The organism is Burkholderia sp. Bp8991 (genome assembly GCF_003853795.1).
In the GTDB taxonomy this organism is placed as follows: domain Bacteria; phylum Pseudomonadota; class Gammaproteobacteria; order Burkholderiales; family Burkholderiaceae; genus Burkholderia.
Window position 1 is genome coordinate 93,795 of sequence record NZ_QTQJ01000019.1, and the last position, 22,610, is coordinate 116,404.

Below are 22,610 nucleotides of genomic sequence, written 5' to 3' on the forward strand. Positions count from 1 at the left end.
ACCATTCGATGTCGTATCTACTGCAACTCGGCCTGATCGGCCTCTGCATCGCGCTGCTGCCGCTGTCGTACGTGTGGGTGAAGGCCGACGACGACAAGTTCCGCAAGCTGGTGTGGATCACCACGTTCCTGACCCTCGACCTGGTGATGTTCGGCGGCTTCACGCGGCTGACCGATTCGGGCCTCGGCTGCCCCGACTGGCCCGGCTGCTACGGCACGTCGTCGCCGTTCATCGCGCACGCCGCGATCACGGCCGCGCACCAGGCGATGCCGACCGGCCCCGTCAGCATGACGAAGGCATGGATCGAGATGATCCACCGCTATTTCGCGATGGCGATCGGCGTGCTGATCATCGCGCAGGTCGTGATCGCCTGGTCCGCGCGGCTGCGCCGCCGCCCGCTGCACGTGTCGCCGTGGTGGCCGACGAGCCTCTTGCTGCTGATCGTCGTGCAGGGCGTGTTCGGCGCGTGGACGGTCACGATGAAGCTGCAGCCGGTGATCGTCACGACCCACCTGCTGCTCGGCCTCATGCTGCTCGGCACGCTCGGCTGGCTCGCGGCGCGGCAGACGCCGCTGCCGTCGCATGACCCGGAGGCCGGCCGCTACCGCGCGGCCGCGCTCGCGGCGCTGGTGCTGCTGGTCGTGCAGATCGCGCTCGGCGGCTGGGTGAGCACCAACTACGCGGTGCTCGCGTGTACCGACTTCCCGACCTGCAACGGCCAGTGGATTCCGCCGATGAACTTCGGCCAGGGCTTCCATCTGTGGCGCGCGCTCGGCATGACGAAGGACGGCGACGCGATCACGCAGGACGCGCTGGTCGCGATCCACTGGACCCACCGCACGTTCGCGTTCGTCGTCGTCGCATACCTGGTCGCGTTCGCGCTGAGGATGCGCCGCTTCGAGTCGCTGCGCCGGCCCGCGAACGGCGTGCTGCTGGTGGTTCTGCTGCAGTTCCTGACGGGCCTGACCAACATCGTGCTGCAGTGGCCGCTGCCGGTCGCCGTCGCGCACAACGGCGGTGCCGCGATCCTGCTGCTGCTCGTCGTCATGTTAAACTTTCGCATCCTTTCAAGCCGCCCCGGCCGTGTCGTGCAGCCCGCGCGCGACGCCGCCCCGGCGTGACCGTCCCCATGCAAAGCACCCTTTCCCAATCGCCCGGTAGCCGGTTCTCGCAGTACATGGCGCTGACGAAGCCGCGTGTCACGCAGCTCGCGGTGTTCTGCGCGGTGATCGGCATGTTTCTCGCGACGCCGGGCATGGTGCCGTGGCATGTGCTGATCGGCGGCACGGTCGGCATCTGGCTGCTGGCCGGCGCCGCGTTCGCGATCAACTGCCTCGTCGAGCAGAAGATCGACGCGATGATGCGCCGTACCGCGTGGCGTCCGTCCGCGCGCGGCGAGATCACGACTCCGCAGATCCTGCTGTTCTCGGCCGTGCTGGGCAGCGTCGGCGCATGGACGCTCTATACCTTCACGAACCCGCTGACGATGTGGCTGACGATCGCGACGTTCGTCGGCTACGCGGTGATCTACACGCTGCTGCTCAAGCCGATGACGCCGCAGAACATCGTGATCGGCGGCGCATCGGGCGCGATGCCGCCGGCGCTCGGCTGGGCCGCGGTCACCGGCGCGGTGCCCGGCGACGCGTGGATCCTCGTGCTGATCATCTTCGTGTGGACGCCGCCGCATTTCTGGGTGCTGGCGCTCTATCGCCGCAAGGACTACGAAAACGCGGGCCTGCCGATGCTGCCCGTCACGCACGGCGAGAAGTTCACGCGGCTGCACATCCTGCTGTACACGGTGATCCTGTTCGCGGTCACGCTGATGCCGTTCATCTCCGGGATGAGCGGCGCCGTCTACCTGACGAGCGCGGTGCTGCTCGGCGCGGTGTTCCTCGCGTATGCGTGGAAGATCCATCGCGACTATTCGGACGAACTCGCCCGCAAGGCTTTCCGTTACTCGATCGTCTACCTGTCGCTGCTGTTCGCCGCGCTGCTCGTCGATCACTATGCGCGCCCGCTGCTCGGCGTGTAACCGCACGGTTTGAACGCAATGCTCCATTCATGGTTCGGGCGCCGCGCGCGCCAAGGCTGGATGCTCGCGTGCGCATTCGCGGCAGCCACGCTGCTCGCCGGCTGCGACAACGCGCCGAAATTCCAGAATCTCGACATCACCGGCAACACGCAGTTCGGCAGCGATTTCTCGCTGCCGGATACGGCGGGCAAGGTGCGCACGCTCGGCGACTTCAAGGGCCGGGCGGTCGTGGTGTTCTTCGGCTATACGCACTGCCCGGACGTATGTCCGACGACGATGGCCGAACTGTCCGAAGCGCTGAAGCAGCTCGGCCCCGATGCCGCGAAGCGTGTGCAGGTGCTGTTCGTCACCATCGATCCGGAGCGTGACACGCCCGCGCTGCTCGGCCAGTACGTGCCTGCGTTCGATCCGTCGTTCATCGGCCTGCGGCCGGCCGACGAGGCGCAGCTCAAGAAGGTTACAAAGGATTTCCGCGTGTACTACGCGAAGGTGCCCGGCAAGACGCCCGGCAGCTACACGATGGATCACACCGCCGCGAGCTACGTGTTCGATCGCGACGGCAAGCTGCGCCTGTTCGTGCGCGACGGCCAGGGCCCCGGCCCGTGGGTCCACGACCTGAAGCTGCTGGTCGACTGAACGGCGTACGCCGCAGGTTCGCCCGGGCGCTCGCCTGGCGCTACGCGTGACGGCCGCGACGCGCCGTCACGCATTCCTCCTTCTCCCCCTCGATCTGCATGCGCCGCCTCGCGGGGCGGCTGCGTATGAACATTCGGGCGCTGATGCGCTTGCGCGCGTTACGGCAGCGCCGGCACGTTGAAGCCTTGCGCGGCACGCGTGATCCGGAATTCCGTCACGCGATACGTCGCGAGCCCTTCGGTCACGAACGGATCGGTCTCGAGGATCGCGTCCAGTTCGTCGCGGTCGATGCGGGCAGCGAGGATCACGCCGCCTTCGCGCGGTACCTTCGGCCCCGCCGCGATGAAGATGCCGCGCTCGAACAGCGGCTGAAGATACGCGCGGTGGCGTTCGAGTGCATCGTCGATGCGCTCGAGCGATGCGTTGTAATGGATGTCGATGACGTACATGGATGGCCCTGGAATTGTCGCCGGCGCGTGGTGTGCCGGTCGGCCGGTCTTTTTAGCACAGCGGCCGTTCCCTGTCGTGCCGGCCGTCGTCGCGCATCGTCCACCAGCACCGCCGCGGTGCATACCCATATGAGCGGGATGTATTTCACTTCCGGCCGATCCTGTGACACCATTTGCCCCTTCCTGCGAGTCCGGGGATACCCGTATCGCGCCCCATTTCAGTTAGCAAGAAAGCGAGAAACAGATGAAGCGTCGCAGTCTCCTGAAGGTATTTTCCGTGCTGGCCACCGGTGCCGCGCTGACGCTGTCGGCGGGCGCGCACGCCGAGGACAAGGTCATCAAGGTCGGCACGGTGGCCGGCCCGGATGCGGAAGTGTGGCAGGTCGTGCAGAAGGTCGCGAAGGAGAAGGAAGGCCTGAACGTGAAGGTCATCGAGTTCAACGACTACGTGCAGCCGAACGCGGCGCTCGACTCGGGCGACCTCGACGCGAACAGCTTCCAGCACCAGCCCTACCTCGACAGCCAGGTGAAGCAGCGCGGCTACAAGATCGTCAGCGCGGGCCTGACCTACATCTCGCCGATCGGCGTGTACTCGAAGAAGTTCAAGGCGCTGAAGGACCTGCCGCAAGGCGCGAAGCTCGCGGTGCCGAACGATCCGTCGAACGAGAACCGCGCGCTGCTGCTGCTGCAGACGCAAGGCGTGATCAAGCTGAAGACGGGCGCCGGCACGGGCGGCAACAACGCAACGGTGCTCGACATCGCCGAGAACCCGAAGAAGCTGAAGATTTCCGAGCTCGACGCCGCGCAACTGCCGCGCGTGCTGTCGGACGTCGACGCCGCCGTGATCAACACGAACTACGCGCTCGCCGCGAACCTGCAGCCGACCAAGGACGCGATCGCGCTCGAATCGCTGACGAGCCCGTATGCGAACCTGATCGCCGTGCGCGCGAAGGACAAGGATCAGCCGTGGGTGAAGAAGCTGGTCAAGGCGTACCAGTCGGCGGAAGTGCGGGAGTTCATCAAGAAGCAGTTCAAGGGCTCGATGGTCGCGTCGTTCTGAACGCGATCGATTGACCGAACGAAGGCCTGCATGTGCGCAGGCCTTTTTTGTTTGTGCGGTGAGGGATGTTCTATTGACGCTGCGCAGGCGCCGCCTCGCTGGCTTTAACATGCCCGAGATTCGCCAGCGCAGGGAAGATCACACAACGCAATTGCTGCGTACTCGCTGGTAAGCGCCGTCTGGTAACGGCCTGTTACGTTGCCATCGAGCCGGTGCGTCGTTGCTCGAGTGCGGAACCGGTATGCCTTTTCTCGAGCCGGTATCCCGCTGTGCCCCGTCATTGCTCACGTCGAGCCGCATGACAAAAGTTTCGCGGGATATTCCACCGTCGTTGCATAGAGAGCGGCCGGAAGATCGGCAGGAATTTGTCCGCGCGGTAGCCATATGTCTTCGTTAGAACTGAAAAACAGTTCTGGAAATTACACGCGAGGATATTGAATGGGGGCGGCCGAAAAGTTGGGCGGCGTTTACTATTATTATGGAATGGATAATCTGACTGCCGGGGAATTGTTCTTCTGGATAATGGTCGACGAATCCATGAATCAGTTGGGTGTCGACGATGCGGTGTCGGTTGGCATGATTCTGCTTGGTAAAAACAATTTATCGACCCGTGTGAAACCCGGCGGAGCAATAAAAGGGACCTCGCGTGCAAGCCAGTTTTCGAGAAGGGTTTTTCAGAAGGTGTAGTTTCCGTTTGGTCTTAAGTTGCCCACCCTGGTGGGCGGGCCGGTGAAGGATCTGAAAGTCAGGATGGTGAGGAACATCGGCACTTTTGTGGGGAGAACGATACCCGTCGCAGGCTGGGGAATTCTCGCGAGTGACATTTGTATTATCGCTCATAAGGCAGCTAATCATTACAATAGGGTCGCGAGGGAGGGTGACAGGTTATGGTAGACATTGAGGATGAAGTAGTTGACTTCGTGAAGAAGAGGATTGGCTTCTCCATGTTGTCGAGGAATGTGGATATAACCGAAAATACCGATCTGGATGTTGACCTGGGCTTTGATGCTGCTGAAGTCGGAGAAATGATGAAGGAGTATTCGGAGGAGTTTGGTGTCGATATGAGTGGATTCGACATTAAAAAATATTACCCCGAAGAGGACTCTTCATTTCTTGGCTTGATCAATCCGTTCAAGAAAAGAGTCGTTCATCATGTTCCGGACCTGAACGTCCGAATGTTGATTGCATCGGCCAAGGCTGGGCACTGGCTCTACAGCTGACTGCTCACCGCTTTGCATTTGTCTGTGTCCGGGCGGCGGCATCGTGCCGACTCCTTTAGAGGCGCGGCAGGTCCAGCGTCGGCTGACACGCGCTACCCCCTCACATCTCGCCGCGCCGCGAGCAGATCGCCATGATCTGCTGGATCGCGTAGTTGTCGCGCACGCCCGGCAGCGACTGCACGACGCACTCGTGGAAGCGCCGCTCGCGCGGCAGCAGCATCGCGTTGTTGCGGTACAGCGCGTCGCACGAGCGCTGGATCAGCTGCGCGGCCACGCCGTTGCGACTCTCGCGCAGCGCGCCCAGCATGCAGTCGTCGTATTGCGCGTAGCCGTCGGTCAGCGCGAATGCCGCACCCGGCAGCGCCAGCGCGACGGCCGCGCATGCGATCGCACGGATCCCCCGTTTCATAGGCCCTCCGATGGTGTGGATCGGGTCGGCGGACAGCATAACGTAAAGCGGCAAGAGCGGCTGACGCGTTGCGCCGGGGCGGTGCGCCGGCGTCGCTTCGGAGCCGGAGGATTGCGGCGGCGGTCGTTCCGCCGACACGAGCCAGCCGCGCCCGGGACGGCGCGCCGTCACATGACGGGGGCGCCGGCTTTTCCCGCGCTTTTCTCGGACGAAAAGGCCGGTTTCGTACCAGTACTGTGCGACGCGAGCGCATTGCCATATACTGTATATCCATACAGTTGTGGGTGGCGTCATGCTCGCATCCTCCATTTCTCCCGAATCCCTTCATCCATCGCTCTGGCGCGGCTCGCAGCTCGCGCGCGGCGGTGCGCGCACGATCGACACGGGTTTCGCGTCGCTGTCCGCCGAGCTGCCGGGCGGCGGCTGGCCGGTCGGCGGGCTCGTCGAACTGCTGGCCGCCCAGCCGGGCTGCGGCGAGATGCGGCTGCTCGCGCCGGCGCTCGCGCGCACCGTCAGCGCGCGGCGGCCGCTCGCGCTCGTCGCGCCGCCGCAGTCGCCGCATGCGACCGCGCTGGCCGCGCTCGGCGTGCCGGCCGACGCGCTGCTGTGGCTGCGCGCCGGCAGCCGTACCGATGCGTTGTGGGCCGCCGAGCAGGCGCTCAGGACCGGCTGCTGCGGTGCGCTGCTGCTCTGGCAGGACGCGCGGCCCGATGCGCTGCGCCGCCTGCATCTCGCGGCCGCGCGCACCGGCGACACGCTGTTCGTGATGCTGCGCCCGCTGTCGGCGGCCAAACAGCCGTCGCCGGCCGTGCTGCGCGTCGCGCTGCATCCGGTGCCGGGCGGCGTGTCGCTCGACATCGTCAAGCGTCGCGGGCCCGCGCGCGGCGAGCCGCTCGCGCTCGATTTGCCGTCGCCCATCGTGGAGAGCCGCTATGCGCGTCTTGCTCGGCATCCATCTGCCGCGCCTGCCGCTCGACGTGTGCGCCCCGCCGCCGTCTGACGGCGCGGCGGACGGCGCAGACGACGCAGGCTGCGCGGTGCTCGAGCAGGGTGTCGTGCTGATTGCCGACCCGCCCGCGCGCCGGCAGGGCGTGCGCGCGGGCATGAAGCGCGGCGGCGTGCTGACGCTTTCGCCCGACACGCGGCTCGTCGAACGCGATCCCGCCCGCGAGGCCGATGCGCTGCGCGCGGTCGCGCTCGCGTTGCTGCGCTTCTCGCCGTGCGTCGCGCTCGACGACGAAGCGACGCTGATCGTCGACGTCGGCCCGAGCCTGCGCCTGTTCGGCGGCCTGCCGTCGCTGTGCCGCCAGGTGCGCGCGACGCTCGCGGCGCTCGGCTATGCGGCGCGCCTGTCCGCCGCGCCGACCGGGCGCGGCGCGTGGCTGCTCGCGCGCACGTCGGCGCGTGCGCGCAGCCGGCGCCGCGTGGCCGGGCCGGCTTCGCTCGTTCGTACGCTCGATCGCTTGCCGTGCGTGCTGCTGCCCGACGCGCGCCCGTATGCGGGCTGGTTCGACGGCCTCGGCTGCCGCACGCTCGCCGATCTGCGCCGCCTGCCGCGCGCGGGGCTGCAGCGGCGCTGCGGTCCCGCGCTGCTGGCCGCGCTCGATCGTGCGTACGGCGATGCGGTCGAGCCGCTCGCGTGGATGGCGGTGCCGCCCGTGTTCGACGTGCGGCTCGAATTGCCGGAGCGCGTCGAATACGCGGAAGCCGTGCTGTTCGCCGCGCGGCGGCTCGTCGTGCAGCTCTGCGGGTGGCTGGCCGCGCGGCAGCTGTCGCTGGCCGCGATGACGCTCGATCTCGAGCACGAGCGCGGCCGCCAGGCGGTGCCGCCGACGCCGCTCGAACTCGCGTTCGCCGCGCCCGTGCGCGACGAGACGCACTTCATGCGGCTGCTCGGCGAGCGGCTCGCACGCGTCGAGTTGCCGGCCGCGGTGATCGCGGTGCGGCTGAAGGCCACGCGCGTCGAATCGGTCGCACCGCCGGCCGACGATCTCTTCCCCGAGCCGGGCGGCACGCGCGAGACGCGCGCGCGGCTGTTCGAACTGCTGGTCGCGCGGCTCGGCGCGGATAACGTGCTGCGCGCGGCGCCGGTGGCCGACTATCGGCCCGAGGCCGCGAACCGCTGGCTGCCGCTCGATGCACCGGCGGGCAAGCCGGCTGACGGACTGCCGGCTGCGCCGCCGCGTCCCGCGTGGCTGCTGGCCGAGCCGCTGCCGCTGCTGATGCGCGGGGAACGGCCGGTATTTCATACGCCACTGAGAATGATGTCGTCACCCGAACGGATCGAGGCAGGGTGGTTCGACGGTCAGCACGTGGCGCGCGATTATTGCGTCGCGCAGGACGAAGAGGGCGCGTGCTATTGGGTGTTCAGGGAGCGGACGGGGAGCGAGGCCGAACCGCACTGGTTCCTGCACGGCCTGTTCGGGTGAGCGGCGATGGTTGCGGAATTCGGTTTGTTGCCCGATTACGCGGAGTTGTTCTGCCGCTCGAACTTCTCGTTTCTGCATGGCGCGTCGCATGCGGAGGAACTGGTCGAGCGCGCGGTGGAACTCGGCTATCGAGGGATCGCGATCACCGACGAATGCTCGCTCGCCGGCGCGCCGCGCATGCATGTCGCGGCAAAAGCGCAAGGGCTGCCGCTCGTCATCGGTTCGTATTTCGACGTCACGCCGGATGAAGTCGCCCCGGGTCACGATCCGGGCCCCGGTGCGTTCGGACTCGTGTTGCTGGCGCAGAACCGCGAGGGCTACGGCAACCTGTCCGAGCTGATTTCATGGCGGCGGATGGAGGCGCCGAAGGGAACCTACCGGCTGACGTCGAGGATGTTGTCGAGGCCGCCGGAGGCTTTCGCTCATCTGCGCGGCATGCCCGACTGTTTCGCGATTCTCGTGCCCGCGTATCCGGTGCGTGCGGAGGTACTCGATGCGCAGGTCGCATGGTTTCGCGCGACCTTCGGCGAGCGTGCGCGGCTCGGGCTCGTGCAGTTGCAGCGCGCGCTGGACGGCCCGCAGCGCGACGAGATTCGGGACGCAGGCGAGCGGCGCGGCGTACCTGTCGTCGCGCTCGGCGACGTGACGATGCATCGGCGCTCATGCAAGCCGCTGCAGGACGTGATGACGGCGATCCGCGTCGGGATGCCGGTGTCGGAATGCGGCTATGCGCTCGCGCCGAATGCGGAGCAGCATCTGCGTGCGCGCGGGCGGATTGCGAAACTGTTTGCGCCGGACGAGATCGCGGAGACCTGCGCGATTCTCGATGCGTGCGATTTCGAACTCGACTCGCTGCGCTACGAGTATCCGGACGAGATCGTGCCTGAAGGTCATACGCCGACGAGCTATCTGGAACAGGAAACCCTGGCGGGCGCGCGCCGTCGCTATGCCGGGGAGCCGCCGGCTCATGTCATGGAGCGGATCGGCTACGAGTTGACGCTGATCGCGAAGCTGAGCTACGAACCGTTCTTCCTGACGGTGTACGACATCGTCAAGTTCGCACGTAGCCAGAACATCCTGTGCCAGGGGCGCGGCTCTGCGGCGAACTCGGTCGTCTGCTATTGCCTCGGCATCACCGAAGTCGATCCCGACCAGAGCACGATGCTGTTCGAGCGCTTCATCAGCGAGAAACGTGGCGAGCCGCCCGATATCGACGTCGACTTCGAGCATCAGCGCCGGGAAGAAGTCATTCAGCATATCTACGAAAAATACGGCAAGCATCGCGCCGCACTCGCGGCGGCCGTTTCGACGTATCGCCCGCGCGGCGTGCTGCGGGAAATCGGCAAGGCGCTCGGCGTCGATCCGATGCTGGTCGATCGCGTCGCGAAGGGGCATCGCTGGTTCGACGGCAGCCGCGACCTACTGCAGCAATTCGCGTCGACCGGGCTCGATCCGGCCACGCCGATCATTCGCGCATGGGCCGAACTCGCGGGGCGCTTGCTCAACTTTCCGCGCCACCTGTCGCAGCATTCGGGCGGCTTCGTGATCAGCCGCGGCAAGCTCACGCGGCTCGTGCCGGTAGAAAACGCGGCGATGGACGGGCGGCGCGTCATTCAGTGGGACAAGGATGATCTCGAATCGCTCAAGCTGATGAAGGTCGACGTGCTCGCGCTCGGCATGCTGTCGGCGCTGCATCGCGCGTTCGACATGCGCACCGCATGGCGCGGGCCAGAGCAGGACGGTGAGCCATTCACGCTGAAGCATATTCCGCAGGATGACGAAGCAACCTACGACATGATCTGCCGTGCCGATACGGTCGGCGTGTTCCAGATCGAATCGCGTGCGCAGATGTCGATGCTGCCGCGGCTGAAGCCGCGCAACTACTACGACCTCGTCGTGCAGGTGTCGATCGTGCGGCCGGGGCCGATCCAGGGCGGCGCCGTGCATCCGTATCTGAAGCGGCGCAGGATCGTGGCCGGCGAAGAGGAGGGGGAAGTCACGTATCCGAGCGAGGCGCTCAAGGAAGTGCTCGTTCGCACGCTCGGCGTGCCGATCTTCCAGGAGCAGGTGATGCAGATCGCGATGGTCGCGGCCGGATTCACGCCAGGCGAGGCCGACCAGTTGCGTCGCGCGATGGCGGCGTGGAAGCGCAGGGGCGATCTCGGCCCGTATCACGACAAGATCGTCGACGGAATGCTCGAACGCGGCTACACGCGCGAATTCGCCGAGCAGATCTTCGAGCAGATCAAGGGCTTCGGCGAATACGGCTTCCCCGAGAGCCACGCGGCCAGCTTCGCGAAACTCGCGTACGCGAGCAGCTGGCTCAAATGCCACGAACCCGCGATCTTCGTCGCGTCGCTGCTGAACAGCCAGCCGATGGGGTTCTACGCGCCCGCGCAGCTCGTGCAGGACGCGAAGCGCCACGGCGTGAAGGTGTTTCCGGCCGACGTCACGCGAAGCGGCTGGGAAGCGTCGCTCGAAGCGCTGCCCGGCCAGCCGCCGCCGCACGGCCAGCCCGCGGTGCGGCTCGGCCTGTCGCTGGTGCGCGGTCTCGGCGAGGCCGCCGCGCGGCGCATCGAGGCCGCGCGCGCGGCCGGCCCGTTCGAGAACGTCGACGCGCTCGCGGGCCGCGCGCAGCTCGAACGGCGCGATCTCGAAGCGCTCGCCGCCGCGAACGCGCTCGCGACGCTCGCCGGCCATCGCCGCGATGCATTATGGCAAGCCGTCGCCGCAGCCCCCGAACGCGACCTGCTCGCCGCCGCGCCGATCGACGAAACGGAGCAGCCCGTGCTCGGCGCGCCGTCGGAAGCCGACGACATCCTCGCCGACTATCACACCACCGGCCTCACGCTGAACCGCCACCCGGTCGCGCTGCTGCGGCCCGCGTTGCGCGCGCAGCGGCTGTCGTCCGCGGCCGAGTTGCGCGACCGTCCCGACGGCCGGCTCGCGCGCGCGTGCGGGCTCGTGATCGCGCGGCAGATGCCGGGCACCGCGAAGGGCGTGATGTTCATGACGCTCGAGGACGAGACGGGCTGCGTGAACGTGATCGTGCGGCCCGAACTGCTCGCGCGGCAGCGCCGCGAAACGCTCGATTCGCGGCTGCTCGCGGCGTCGGGCGTGTGGCAGGTCGTCAGCGACGTGCGGCACCTCGTCGCGCAGCATTTCGAGGACCTGACGCCGCTGCTCGGCGGCCTGCGCACGTCGAGCCGCGAGTTCCACTGACGCGGCCGCCGGCACGCCGCCGGATGCATACCAGTCGACCTAACTGGTTCTATTCAGGTATCGATTTCAGCGCCCAAAACCCGTCAAATCCGGCACCGGAACTGTCCCCTTGCATACCAATCCGGGTAAATCCCTATTCTGCATCATGTTGTAAACAAAGGATTTCCCACTACTAAACCGCTTGCCTGGCAAGGCTTCCGGCGATTTTCACCTCTCTAATACCAGTTCGTTGACTGGTATTATGGTGGTTATATAATGCGTTCACTTTCGACGGTCCGAGATCGTCGTCCGACACCCGGAGGCACATGGAAACCGGCTGGTCCGAACTGGCGCCCGATCCCCTCGACGACACGCCGCTGTATCTGCAGCTCGCCCGCAACCTGGCGCGCGCGATTCACGCCGGCGCGTGGCGCGCCGGCGAGGCGCTGCCGTCGGAGCGGCTGCTGTCGGGGTCGGTCGGCGTGTCGCGGATCACGGCCCGCCGTGCGCTCGCGCTGCTGGTGGAGCAGGGGCTGATCAAGCGGGTGCGCGGGGCGGGCAGCTTCATCACGCCGCGCGTCGCCGATCCGCTGTCGCGTCTCGTCGGCTTCACCGCGAAGATGCAGCAGCGCGGTTTCGTGCCCGATTCGGTGTGGCTGTCGCGCACGCTGCGCGCCGCGCGCCGCGACGAGATCACGCGTCTCGGCCTCGCGCCGGGCGCGACGGTCGCGCGGCTGGAGCGGTTGCGCCGCGCGGACGGCATCGTGATGGCCGTCGAGCATTCGACGCTGCCGGCCGCGGCGGTGCCGGATCCGCAGGCGCTCGGCGCGTCGCTGTACGAATACCTCGACGCCCGCGGGATGACCGTCGTGCGCGCGCTGCAGCACTTTCGCGCGTCGAACGCGACGCACGACATCGCGAAGTGGATGGCGGTGAAGCCGGGCTCGGCCCTGCTCGTGATCACGCGCATCGGCTACGGCGTCGACCAGCGCGCGATCGAAGTGACCGAAACGTATTGCCGCGACGACTATTACGACTTCGTCGCCGAACTGAAACGCTGACGCGCGAGACTGCCCGCGCGCCACGTGCAACGAAGCACAACGCATTTGCAAATCGCGACGCGGATGTCCGCGTCACCAGATCATCAAGAGAAACGTCATGCTGACTGGAAACATCCTCACCCCCGACGGCTGGATTCACGGCTCGCTCGACAGCGAGAACGGCCGCATCACCACGCTCGACGGCACGCCCGCCGATCCCGCGAAGAACGACGCGCCGTACATCCTGCCCGGCTTCATCGACCTGCACGTGCACGGCGGCGGCGGCGCCGACGTGATGGAAGGCGGCGACGCGATCGAGACGATCGCGCGCACGCACGCGCAGTTCGGCACGACGAGCCTGCTCGCGACGACGATGACCGCGCCGCGCGACGAACTGATGCAGGTCGTCGCGAACCTCGGCACCGTCGCCCGCACCCGCACGCAGGGTGGCGCGCGCGTGCTCGGCGTGCACCTCGAAGGGCCGTACATCAACCCCGGCAAGCTCGGCGCGCAGCCGGACGCGGCCGTGTCGGCCGTGCTCGACGAAGTGCTGACGTACCTGTCGATCGCGCCGATCCGCGTCGTCACGCTCGCGCCGGAAATCGCCGGCCACATCGAGATCATCGGCGAGATGGCCGCGCGCGGCGTGCGCGTGCAGCTCGGCCACTCGCTCGCGACCTACGACGACGCCGTCGCCGCGCTCAAGCACGGCGCGTGTGGTTTCACGCACCTGTTCAACGCGATGTCGCCGCTGCATCACCGCAACCCGGGCCTCGTCGGCGCCGCGCTCGCGCATGCCGAGTACGCGGAAATCATCCCCGACCTGCTGCACGTGCATCCGGGCGCGATTCGTGCCGCGCTGCGCGCGATTCCGCGCCTGTACGTCGTGACCGACAGCACGTCCGCCACCGGCATGCCCGACGGCGAATACCGGCTCGGCAGCCAGCACGTGACGAAGTGCCTCGGCGGCGTGCGGCTCGCCGACGGCACGCTCGCCGGCTCCACACTGACGATGGACCAGGCGCTGCGCAACCTCGTGTCGCTCGGCCTGCCGATCGCCGACGTGTCGAACCGGATGTCGCGCTATGCGGCCGACTACCTCGGCGTCACCGATCGCGGCCGCCTCGAGCGCGGCGCATGGGCCGACCTCGTCGTGTTCGATCGCGACCTGAACCTCACCGCGACCTACGTCGAAGGAGAATCGATTGTCGAATATGCTTAAGGAAGCGCGCGAGTCCGCCCAGGTCGTCGCCGCGCAACTCGCCGACACGACGCGCGTCGAAACGCTCGCCGCGCAACTGCTCGATCACCCGCCGGCCGTCGCGCTGACGGTCGCGCGCGGCAGCTCGGATCACGCCGCCAGCTATTTCGCGAGCCTGACGATGAGCCGCCTCGGCGTGCCCGTCGCGTCGCTGCCGATGTCGGTCGCGACGCTGCAGCAGGCGCCGCTGAAGGTGCAGGACCAGCTCGCGCTCGCATTCTCCCAGTCGGGCAAGAGCCCCGATCTCGTCAACACGATGGCCGCGCTGCGCGAAGCCGGCGCGCGCACCGTCGCCGCCGTCAACGTGCTGCCGTCGCCGCTCGCCGACGCGTGCGAGCACCAGCTGCCGCTCCTGGCCGGCCCCGAGCTGTCGGTCGCCGCGACCAAGAGCTACATCGCGATGCTGTCGCTGTCCGCGCAGATCGTCGCGTACTGGCAGCGCGACGCCGCGCTGATGACGGCATTGCGCGGCCTGCCCGACGTGCTCGCGCAGGCCGGCCGCCTCGACTGGTCGCCGGCCGTCGCCGCGCTCGCGGGCGTCGAGCGGATGATCGTGATCGGCCGCGGCCTCGGGCTTGCGATCGCGCAGGAAGCCGCGCTGAAGCTGAAGGAAACCTCCGGCATCCAGGCCGAGGCATTCTCGAGCGCCGAAGTCCGTCACGGCCCGATGGAGCTGATCGACCGCGACTATCCGCTGCTCGTGTTCGCGCCGCCGGGGCCCGAGCAGGCCGGGCTGCTGCAGCTCGCGCAGGACATGCGCGCACGCGGCGCGGCCGTGCTGCTCGCGGCGCCCGCCGGCACGCCCGGCGCGACCTTGCCGCTCGCGCAGTCCGCCCATTCGGCGCTCGACCCGATCGCCGCCATTCTTTCGTTCTACGTGATGGCGGCGGATCTCGCCGTCGCGCGCGGCCGCAATCCCGACACGCCGCGCCACCTGAACAAAGTCACCGAAACGCACTGATAGCCGAGACAGCCGATGAGACGCGCCGAGGAGTCCCAGTTGAAGAGTTCCACCCATGATCAGATCGTCCTGCTCAGCCCCCTGACCGGGCCGATCGTCGCGCTGGCCGATGTGCCCGATCCGGTGTTCTCCGGCGGGATGTTCGGCGACGGCATCGGCATCGACCCGCTCGCGGGCCAGCTCGTCGCGCCGTGCGCCGGCGTCGTGTCGCATCTCGCGCGCACCGGGCATGCGGTGACGATCACGACGCCGCAAGGCGCGGAAGTGCTGCTGCATATCGGCATCGACACCGTCGAGCTGAACGGGCAGGGCTTCACCGCGCACGTCGAGGCCGGCGCGCGTGTCGCGGCGGGCGACCTGCTGATCGAGTTCGACCAGGACGCGGTCGCGCGCAGCGCGCATTCGCTGGTTTCGGTGATCGCGATCGCGAACTCCGACGCGTTCGACGTCGTCGAGCGCGCGAGCGGTTTCGCGACGGCCGGCGAGACGCCGATCCTGACGCTGCGCGGCAAGGGCGAAGCGGCCGCGCAGGCGGCGCAGGCCGGCGCCGCGGCGATGAACGAAGTGCGTCGCGAACTCGTGCTGACGCAGCCGGGCGGCCTGCATGCCCGCCCGGCCGCACGCGCACGCGAATCCGTGCGCGGCTTCGACGCGACGGTCGACGTGCAGTTCGACGGCCGCAAGGCGTCGATCGCGAGCGTCGTGGGCCTGCTCGCCCTTGGTGCCGGCGAAGGTGCGACGATCGAGCTGATCGGCCGCGGCGCGCACGCGCAGCAGGCCGTCGACGCGGTCGAGCGCGAGCTGCTGCGCGAAGCGCACGGCGAAGTCGAGGAGAAGCCGGCGCGGCTGCGTTCGCCCGCACCGCAGCCGATCGTGCACGACACCGGCGCGACACTCGATCCGAACACGCTCGCGGGCGTGTGCGCGGCGCCCGGCATCGCGGTCGGCACGCTGGTGCGTCTCGACGATGCGGAGATCGTGCCGCCCGAACAGGCGAGCGGCACGCCCGCGTCGGAAAGCCGCCGGCTCGACCAGGCGCTGACGGCGGTCGACGCCGAACTCGACGAAACGGTGCGCAACGCATCGGCGCGCGGCGCGGTCGGCGAGGCGGGGATCTTCGCGGTGCATCGCGTGCTGCTCGAAGACCCGACGCTGGTCGACGCGGCGCGCGACCAGATCAGCCTCGGCAAGAGCGCGGGCTTCGCGTGGCGCGCGACGATCCGCGCGCAGATCGACACGCTGTCGAAGCTCGACGATGCGCTGCTCGCCGAGCGCGCGGCCGACCTGCGCGACATCGAGAAGCGCGTGCTGCGCGCGCTCGGCCACACGAGCGGCGCGACCCGCACGCTGCCCGCCGAGGCCGTGCTCGCCGCCGAGGAATTCACGCCGTCGGACCTGTCGTCGCTCGATCGCCAGCGCGTGACCGCGCTCGTGATGGCGCGCGGCGGCGCGACGTCGCATGCGGCGATCATCGCGCGCCAGCTCGGCATTCCGGCGCTCGTCGCGGTCGGCGACGCGCTGTATGCGATTCCGGACGGCACGCAGGTCGTCGTCGATGCGAGCGCGGGCCGTCTCGAACATGCACCGACCGCACTCGACGTCGAACGCGCGCGCCACGAGCGCCAGCGCCTGGACGGCGTGCGCGAGGCGAACCGGCAGCTGGCCGGCGCCGCCGCCGCGACGGTCGACGGCCGCGCAATCGAGGTCGCCGCGAACATCGCGACGCTCGACGACGCGAACACCGCGGTCGACAACGGTGCGGACGCGGTCGGCCTGCTGCGCACCGAGCTGATGTTCATCCATCGCCAGGCCGCGCCGAGCGTCGTCGAGCACCAGCAGAGCTACCAGTCGATCGTCGATGCGCTGCAGGGCCGCACGGCGATCATCCGTACGCTCGACGTCGGCGCCGACAAGGAAGTCGACTACCTGACGCTGCCGCCCGAGCCGAACCCGGCGCTCGGCCTGCGCGGCATCCGCCTCGCGCAGGTGCGCCCCGATCTGCTCGACGATCAGCTGCAGGGCCTGCTCGCGGTGAAGCCGTTCGGCGCGGTGCGCATCCTGCTGCCGATGGTGACGGATGCCGGGGAACTCGTGCGGCTGCGCCAGCGCATCGACGAATTCGCGCGGGCGCAGGGCCGCACCGAGCCGATCGAGGTCGGCGTGATGATCGAGGTGCCGTCGGCGGCGCTGCTCGCCGACCAGCTCGCGCAGCACGCGGATTTCCTGTCGATCGGCACCAACGACCTGACGCAGTACACGCTCGCGATGGACCGCTGCCAGGCCGATCTGGCCGCGCAGTCCGACGGCCTGCATCCGGCCGTGCTGCGCCTGATCGACATCGCGGTGCGCGGCGCCGCGAAGCACGGCAAGTGGGTCGGCGTGTGCGGCGCGCTGGGCGGCGATCCGCTCGCGGTGCCGATCCTCGTCGGCCTCGGCGTGACCGAACTGTCGGTCGACCCGGTGTCGGTGCCGGGCATCAAGGCGCGCGTGCGCCGTCTCGATTACCAGCTGTGTCGCCAGCGTGCGCAGGATCTGCTCGCACTCGACTCGGCACAGGCGGTAAGGGCAGCAAGCCGCGAGGTCTGGCCGCTCGACTGAACGTCGACGGCGGGCGCGCGACCCGTTTCACTACGCAAGCAATTAGGTCAACGACGCTTAATGACGAGACATGGATTGGAGGATTGAATGGACGGGAATCCGTTTCTGAAGATACAGGGCCTGGGCCGGGCGCTGATGCTGCCGATCGCGGTGTTGCCGGTCGCCGGCATCCTGCTGCGGCTCGGGCAGCCGGACGTGTTCAACATCAAGATGATCGCCGACGCCGGCGGCGCGATCTTCGACAACCTGCCGCTCCTGTTCGCGATCGGCGTGGCGGTCGGTTTCGCGAAGGACAACAACGGCGTGGCGGCACTCGCGGGCGCGATCGGCTACCTGATCGAAACCGCGATCATGAAGGACATCGATCCCAAGCTGAACATGGGCGTGCTGTCCGGGATCATCGCGGGTGTCGTTGCGGGCCTGCTGTACAACCGCTACAAGGACATCAAGCTGCCCGACTACCTCGCGTTCTTCGGCGGCAAGCGGTTCGTGCCGATCATCACCGGGCTCGTGTGCGTGGTACTCGGCATCGTGTTCGGATACGTGTGGCAGCCGGTCCAGCATCTGATCGACGCGGCCGGCCAGTGGCTGACGACGGCGGGCGCGATCGGTGCGTTCGTGTTCGGCTTCCTGAACCGCCTGCTGCTCGTCACGGGCCTGCACCACATCATCAACTCGCTCGCATGGTTCGTGTTCGGCAACTTCACGCCGCCGGCCGGCGGCGAGCTCGTGCACGGCGACCTGCACCGCTTCTTCGCGGGCGATCCGACCGCGGGCACCTTCATGGCCGGCTTCTTCCCGATCATGATGTTCGGCCTGCCGGCCGCGTGTCTCGCGATGCTGCACGAAGCGCCGAAGGAGCGCCGCGCGATGGTCGGCGGCTTGCTGTTCTCGATGGCGCTCACGTCGTTCCTGACCGGCGTGACCGAGCCGATCGAATTCAGCTTCATGTTCCTCGCGCCGGTGCTGTACGTGATCCACGCGGTACTCACCGGGCTGTCGCTCGCGATCTGCCAGATCCTCGGCGTGAAGCTCGGCTTCACGTTCTCGGCCGGCGCGATCGACTACGTGCTGAACTACGGGCTGTCGACGAAGGGCTGGATCGCGGTGCCGCTCGGCATTGCGTACGGCGTCGCGTACTACGGGCTGTTCCGTTTCTTCATCCGCAAGTTCAACATGGCGACGCCCGGTCGCGAGCCGGCCTCGGCCGACTCGGCAACCGAGTCGTTCGCGTCGGGCGGTTTCGTCGCACCGGCGGCCGGTGCCGCGGCGGCAGCGCCGCGTGCGCAGCGCTACATCGCCGCGCTCGGCGGCGCGGGCAACCTGACGGTCGTCGACGCCTGCACGACGCGCCTGCGCCTGAGCGTCGTCGATCCGGAGAAGGTGTCGGAGCCGGAACTGAAGTCGATCGGCGCGCGCGGCGTGCTCAAGCGCGGCGGCAACAGCGTGCAGGTGATCATCGGGCCGGAGGCGGACATCATCGCCGACGAGATGCGTTCGGCGATCGGCAGCGGTGCGGCCGGTGCCGCGGCGGCGGCCGCGGTCGCGCCCGCGCAGCCGGTCACGGGCGCTGCGGCCGGTCCGCTCGATCCCGATCCGCTGCGTTGGCTTGCGGTGTTCGGCGGCGCGACCAACGTCGCATCGCTCGACGCGATCGCGACCACGCGCCTGCGCGTCGTCGTGCGCGACGCAGCGGCGGTCGATCGCGATCGGCTCGGCGCGCTCGATGTCGCATGGGTGGCGCCGGACACGTTCCACATCGTCTGCGGCAACGCGGCGGCGCGCTATGCGGAACAGCTCGGCGCGCGCCTGCCGTCGACGGGCGGTGGTGCGGCCGTGCAACCGGCATGATCTGACGAGACCGGCCCGATCCGCCTCGCGGATGCGGGCCGCCGGTCGGTAAAACGAAAACGGCTTGCGACGCGTGTGTCGCAAGCCGTTTTTCTTTGTCGGCGCGCGGGCGCGATGCGTGCATCGGCATCGCGCTCAATTGGCTTCGACGTGCCGCGCGTGCCGAACGAATGTCCGGACGAAAAAAAACCTCGCACGTAGCGAGGTTCGTTCCCGACGGCGGGCGGCGGGGCGATCAGCCGCCGCCGCGCCGGAGCGGTCAGTCGCGGCGTGCGCGCACCGGCGCTTCCTGCGGCTTCTGCCGCGCTTCGAGCCACATCGCGTTGACGATGCCGAACGACAGCGCGACGCCGATACCGAGAATCCAGCTGAAGTACCACATGATCCGACTCCTTGCGAAACGGTGGGCGAGGGCGCGTGCGCGCCCCGGCCGGGTTCAATACATCGAGTGCTTGTTCTCTTCGAGCGACTGGTGCGTGACCTTGCCGCGCATCACGCGGTACACCCAGCTCGTATAGAGCAGGACGATCGGCAGGAACACGATCACCGCGAACAGCATCACCTGCAGCGTCATGTGGCTCGACGTCGAATCCCACACGGTCAGGCTGCTGCGCGGGTCGAGCGACGACGGCATGATGAACGGGAACATCGAGAAACCCGCGGTCAGGATCACGCCGGCGATCATCAGGCCGGTGCAGAAGAACGCCGTCTTTTCCTGCTTCGAGCCGGCGAGCAGCAGTGCGAGCAGGCCGCCCGCGATCCCGACGACCGGCGCCGCGATCATCCACGGATACTCGCCGTAATTCGCGAGCCACAGGCCCGAGCCGGCCGCCACGTCCTTCAGCAGCGGGTTCGCGACCGTGTCGGTCGGCGCGGCGTGCGTGATGTGGAAGCCGCCGATGGTCGACGCGATCAGCACGCCGGCCAGCACGAACAGCACGACCGCGACGAGCGCCGACACCCGCAGCGCGATCGACGCGCGGCGTGCGATCACGCCGTCGGTCTTCATCTTGATGAATGCCGCGCCGTGCGCGACCAGCATCGTGAGGCTGACGAGCCCGCAGAGCAGCGCGAACGGGTTCAGCAGCGCCCAGAAGCCGCCGTAGTAGGTGACGCGCAGGTCGCTGTCGAACTTGAACGGCACGCCCTGCAGCAGGTTGCCGAACGCGACGCCGAACACCAGCGCGGGCACGAAACCGCCGACGAACAGGCCCCAGTCCCAGCCCGCGCGCCAGCGCGGGTCGGGCCGCTTGCTGCGATAGTCGAAGCCGACCGGCCGGAAGAACAGCGCGAACAGCACGAGCAGCATCGCGAAGTAGAAGCCGGAGAACGACGCGGCATAGACGAGCGGCCAGGCGGCGAACATCGCGCCGCCGGCCGTGATCAGCCACACCTGGTTGCCTTCCCACGTCGCACCGACCGTGTTGACGATGATGCGGCGCTCCTCGTCGGTCTTGCCGAGGAACGGCAGCAGCGCGGTCGCGCCCATGTCGAAGCCGTCGGTGACGGCGAAGCCGATCAGCAGCACGCCGACGAGCAGCCACCAGATCAGCTTGAGAGTTGCATAGTCCATAGCGATTCCTTGTTCCGTTGCGGGGGCGTGCTCAAACCGCGGCACGCTCGCCGGCTGCGGCGAGTTCGTGGTGATAGCGGCCGGTATGCAGCGACGACGGGCCGAGCCGCGCGTACTTGAACATCAGCTTGATCTCGATGACGAACAGTGCCGTGTAGAACGCGATGAAACCGGCGAGGCTCAGGTACAGGTCCGTCGACGTCAGGCTCGACGCGGACAGGTGCGTCGGCAGGATGCCCGCGATCGTCCACGGCTGGCGACCGAGCTCGGCGACGACCCAGCCGAATTCCGCGGCGAGCCACGGCAGCGGGATCGCCCACACCGCATAGCGCAGGAACCAGCGGCGGTTGTCCTGCAGCAGCTGCCGGCGCGCGCAGAACCAGAACGCGGCGACGAAGGTCGCGAGGAACAGGAAGCCGAGGAACACCATGATCCGGAACGAGAAGAACACGGGCGCGACCGGCGGAATGGTCTTCTTCGCGGCGGCCTTGATCTGATCCGGCGTCGCATCGGTCACGTTCGGCGTGAACTGCTTGAGCATCAACCCGTAGCCGAGATACTGCTTGTGCTGGTCGAACAATGCGCGGGTCGCGTCGCTCGTGTCGCCCTGCTTGATCTTCTGCAATGCGCCGTACGCGACCATCCCGCTCTGGATGTGCTCCTCGCTGCGCTTCGCGAGCTCGCGCAGGCCGATCACCGGCTCGTCGATCGAGCGCGTCGCGATCAGGCCGAGCGCGTACGGGATCTTGATCGCGTAGTCGGTGCGCTCTTCCTTCTGGTTCGGAATGCCGATCAGCGTGAACGACGCCGGCGCCGGCTGGGTTTCCCATTCCGATTCGATCGCGGCGAGCTTCATCTTCTGCACTTCGCCGGTCGTATAGCCCGACTCGTCGCCGAGCACGATCACGCAAAGCGTCGACGCGAGACCGAAGCCGGCCGCGACCGCGAACGAGCGCAGCGCGAAGTCGGTGTCGCGCTTCTTCAGCAGATACCACGACGAGATGCCGAGCACGAACATCGCGGCCGTCACGTAGCCGGCCGACACGGTGTGCACGAACTTCACCTGCGCGACCGGGTTGAACAGCACGTCGAACAGGTTCGTCAACTCCATGCGCATCGTCTGGTAGTTGAACTCGGCGCCGACCGGGTTGTTCATCCAGCCGTTCGCGACGAGGATCCACAGCGCGGACAGGTTCGAGCCCAGTGCGACGAGGAACGTGACCATCAGGTGCTTGACCTTCGACAGGCGGTTCCAGCCGAAGAAGAACAGGCCGACGAACGTCGATTCGAGGAAGAACGCCATCAGGCCCTCGACCGCGAGCGGCACGCCGAAGATGTCGCCGACATAGTGCGAGTAGTACGACCAGTTCGTGCCGAACTGGAATTCGAGCGTGATGCCGGTCGTCACGCCCATCGCGAAGTTGATCCCGAACAACTTGCCCCAGAACTGCGTCATGTCCTTGTAGACCTGTTTGCCGGTCATCACGTAGACGGCTTCCATGATGACGAGCAGCCAGGACAGGCCGAGCGTCAGCGGCACGAACAGGAAGTGGTAGAGCGCCGTGATGCCGAACTGCAGACGCGACAGATCGACGACTTCGCTACTTATCATGGTGGTCTCCCTCGGTAGATGCAGGCGCCGGCACCGAGAGCAGCTTCTCGGCGACGACGGCAGGCGGCAGCGACATGTGCTCGGCCTGCGGATGATTGAAGAATGCGTATTTGAGCGACATCAGGAGGATCAGCTTGACGATCAGCACCAGCGTGATGTCGCGCATGAGGGTCGGCCCGCGCGCCCACGCGGCGATGCGTGCGCGCCAGCCGCTGCCTGTGGCCTGCGGGGGACGCGGCGCAGGCGCTTTATTGATCGAGATCAAGGTGATTATCCTG

20 protein-coding genes are annotated in these 22,610 nt (G+C 67.7%); 14 read left to right on the forward strand and 6 right to left on the reverse strand.

Annotated elements, in window-relative coordinates; translation table 11 throughout:
* Window positions 1–8: 8 nt before the first annotated feature.
* Genes DIE02_RS21840 through DIE02_RS21850 form a run of 3 tightly spaced genes read left to right on the forward strand, consistent with a single transcriptional unit; the run spans window position 9 to window position 2,668 of the window.
* Entirely contained in the window at window positions 9–1,121 is a 1,113-nt protein-coding gene (locus tag DIE02_RS21840) for a heme A synthase (RefSeq protein WP_124486529.1), read from the forward strand.
* A gap of 8 nt (window positions 1,122–1,129) precedes the next feature.
* Complete coding sequence (gene cyoE, locus DIE02_RS21845; RefSeq protein ID WP_006477738.1) at window positions 1,130–2,032, forward strand: heme o synthase; 903 nt, start codon at window positions 1,130–1,132, stop codon at window positions 2,030–2,032.
* Between the two features lie 18 nt (window positions 2,033–2,050).
* Entirely contained in the window at window positions 2,051–2,668 is a 618-nt protein-coding gene (locus DIE02_RS21850) for an SCO family protein (protein WP_124486528.1), read from the forward strand.
* A gap of 158 nt (window positions 2,669–2,826) precedes the next feature.
* On the opposite strand, the gene DIE02_RS21855 is transcribed toward DIE02_RS21850, so the two are convergent.
* The gene (locus DIE02_RS21855; RefSeq protein ID WP_044848209.1) at window positions 2,827–3,117 is read right to left on the reverse strand and encodes a YciI family protein; all 291 of its coding nucleotides are present in this window, start codon (window positions 3,115–3,117) and stop codon (window positions 2,827–2,829) included.
* Window positions 3,118–3,361: 244 nt separating this feature from the next.
* Between DIE02_RS21855 and DIE02_RS21860 the strand changes: the two genes are divergently transcribed.
* The 3 genes from DIE02_RS21860 (at window position 3,362) to DIE02_RS21870 (ending at window position 5,397) form a co-directional block, all read left to right on the forward strand.
* Window positions 3,362–4,177 carry a MetQ/NlpA family ABC transporter substrate-binding protein gene (locus DIE02_RS21860; protein WP_044848208.1) on the forward strand — a complete coding sequence of 272 codons (816 nt, stop codon included), beginning with the start codon at window positions 3,362–3,364 and terminating at the stop codon, window positions 4,175–4,177.
* Window positions 4,178–4,615: 438 nt separating this feature from the next.
* A complete protein-coding gene (locus DIE02_RS35805; RefSeq protein ID WP_221622562.1) occupies window positions 4,616–4,864 on the forward strand; it encodes a hypothetical protein in 249 nt (82 codons plus the stop codon).
* Between the two features lie 200 nt (window positions 4,865–5,064).
* The gene (locus tag DIE02_RS21870; protein ID WP_124486527.1) at window positions 5,065–5,397 is read left to right on the forward strand and encodes a DUF1493 family protein; all 333 of its coding nucleotides are present in this window, start codon (window positions 5,065–5,067) and stop codon (window positions 5,395–5,397) included.
* A gap of 100 nt (window positions 5,398–5,497) precedes the next feature.
* Here the strand turns inward: DIE02_RS21870 and DIE02_RS21875 are convergent, their stop codons facing one another.
* Window positions 5,498–5,806, reverse strand: coding sequence for a VF_A0006 family four-cysteine protein (locus tag DIE02_RS21875; protein WP_044848207.1), 309 nt, complete (start codon window positions 5,804–5,806; stop codon window positions 5,498–5,500).
* Window positions 5,807–6,098: 292 nt separating this feature from the next.
* Between DIE02_RS21875 and imuA the strand changes: the two genes are divergently transcribed.
* From imuA to nagE, 8 genes are all read left to right on the forward strand, one after another.
* Window positions 6,099–6,806 (forward strand): translesion DNA synthesis-associated protein ImuA, encoded by a 708-nt coding sequence (gene imuA, locus DIE02_RS21880; protein WP_124486526.1) that lies wholly within the window; start codon window positions 6,099–6,101, stop codon window positions 6,804–6,806.
* Window positions 6,739–8,235: a DNA polymerase Y family protein gene (locus tag DIE02_RS21885; protein ID WP_124486525.1), complete on the forward strand. Its 1,497-nt coding sequence runs from the start codon at window positions 6,739–6,741 to the stop codon at window positions 8,233–8,235. Before imuA ends, DIE02_RS21885 begins: the two co-directional genes overlap by 68 nt.
* Window positions 8,236–8,241: 6 nt before the next feature.
* Window positions 8,242–11,457: an error-prone DNA polymerase gene (locus DIE02_RS21890; protein ID WP_124486524.1), complete on the forward strand. Its 3,216-nt coding sequence runs from the start codon at window positions 8,242–8,244 to the stop codon at window positions 11,455–11,457.
* A gap of 305 nt (window positions 11,458–11,762) precedes the next feature.
* Window positions 11,763–12,497, forward strand: a complete 735-nt coding sequence (locus tag DIE02_RS21895) for a GntR family transcriptional regulator (protein WP_124486523.1) — start codon at window positions 11,763–11,765, stop codon at window positions 12,495–12,497.
* Between the two features lie 97 nt (window positions 12,498–12,594).
* Window positions 12,595–13,698 (forward strand): N-acetylglucosamine-6-phosphate deacetylase, encoded by a 1,104-nt coding sequence (gene nagA / locus DIE02_RS21900; protein WP_124486522.1) that lies wholly within the window; start codon window positions 12,595–12,597, stop codon window positions 13,696–13,698.
* On the forward strand, window positions 13,691–14,698 hold the full coding sequence (locus DIE02_RS21905; protein WP_124486632.1) for an SIS domain-containing protein: 1,008 nt from the start codon (window positions 13,691–13,693) through the stop codon (window positions 14,696–14,698). The genes nagA and DIE02_RS21905 overlap by 8 nt, the downstream gene beginning before the upstream one ends.
* A gap of 15 nt (window positions 14,699–14,713) precedes the next feature.
* Window positions 14,714–17,296, forward strand: coding sequence for a phosphoenolpyruvate--protein phosphotransferase (ptsP, locus tag DIE02_RS21910; RefSeq protein ID WP_124486521.1), 2,583 nt, complete (start codon window positions 14,714–14,716; stop codon window positions 17,294–17,296).
* Between the two features lie 87 nt (window positions 17,297–17,383).
* Window positions 17,384–19,147: an N-acetylglucosamine-specific PTS transporter subunit IIBC gene (gene nagE / locus DIE02_RS21915; protein WP_124486520.1), complete on the forward strand. Its 1,764-nt coding sequence runs from the start codon at window positions 17,384–17,386 to the stop codon at window positions 19,145–19,147.
* Window positions 19,148–19,406: 259 nt separating this feature from the next.
* Here the strand turns inward: nagE and cydX are convergent, their stop codons facing one another.
* The 4 genes from cydX to cydP are packed head-to-tail and all read right to left on the reverse strand — an operon-like array spanning window position 19,407 to window position 22,597.
* Window positions 19,407–19,529, reverse strand: a complete 123-nt coding sequence (cydX, locus tag DIE02_RS21920; protein WP_006483737.1) for a cytochrome bd-I oxidase subunit CydX — start codon at window positions 19,527–19,529, stop codon at window positions 19,407–19,409.
* A gap of 54 nt (window positions 19,530–19,583) precedes the next feature.
* The gene (cydB, locus tag DIE02_RS21925; RefSeq protein WP_044847487.1) at window positions 19,584–20,720 is read right to left on the reverse strand and encodes a cytochrome d ubiquinol oxidase subunit II; all 1,137 of its coding nucleotides are present in this window, start codon (window positions 20,718–20,720) and stop codon (window positions 19,584–19,586) included.
* 31 nt (window positions 20,721–20,751) lie between these two features.
* Window positions 20,752–22,332 (reverse strand): cytochrome ubiquinol oxidase subunit I, encoded by a 1,581-nt coding sequence (locus tag DIE02_RS21930; RefSeq protein ID WP_124486519.1) that lies wholly within the window; start codon window positions 22,330–22,332, stop codon window positions 20,752–20,754.
* Window positions 22,322–22,597: a cytochrome oxidase putative small subunit CydP gene (cydP, locus tag DIE02_RS21935; RefSeq protein WP_124486518.1), complete on the reverse strand. Its 276-nt coding sequence runs from the start codon at window positions 22,595–22,597 to the stop codon at window positions 22,322–22,324. The genes DIE02_RS21930 and cydP overlap by 11 nt, the downstream gene beginning before the upstream one ends.
* Between the last annotated feature and the right edge of the window lie 13 nt (window positions 22,598–22,610).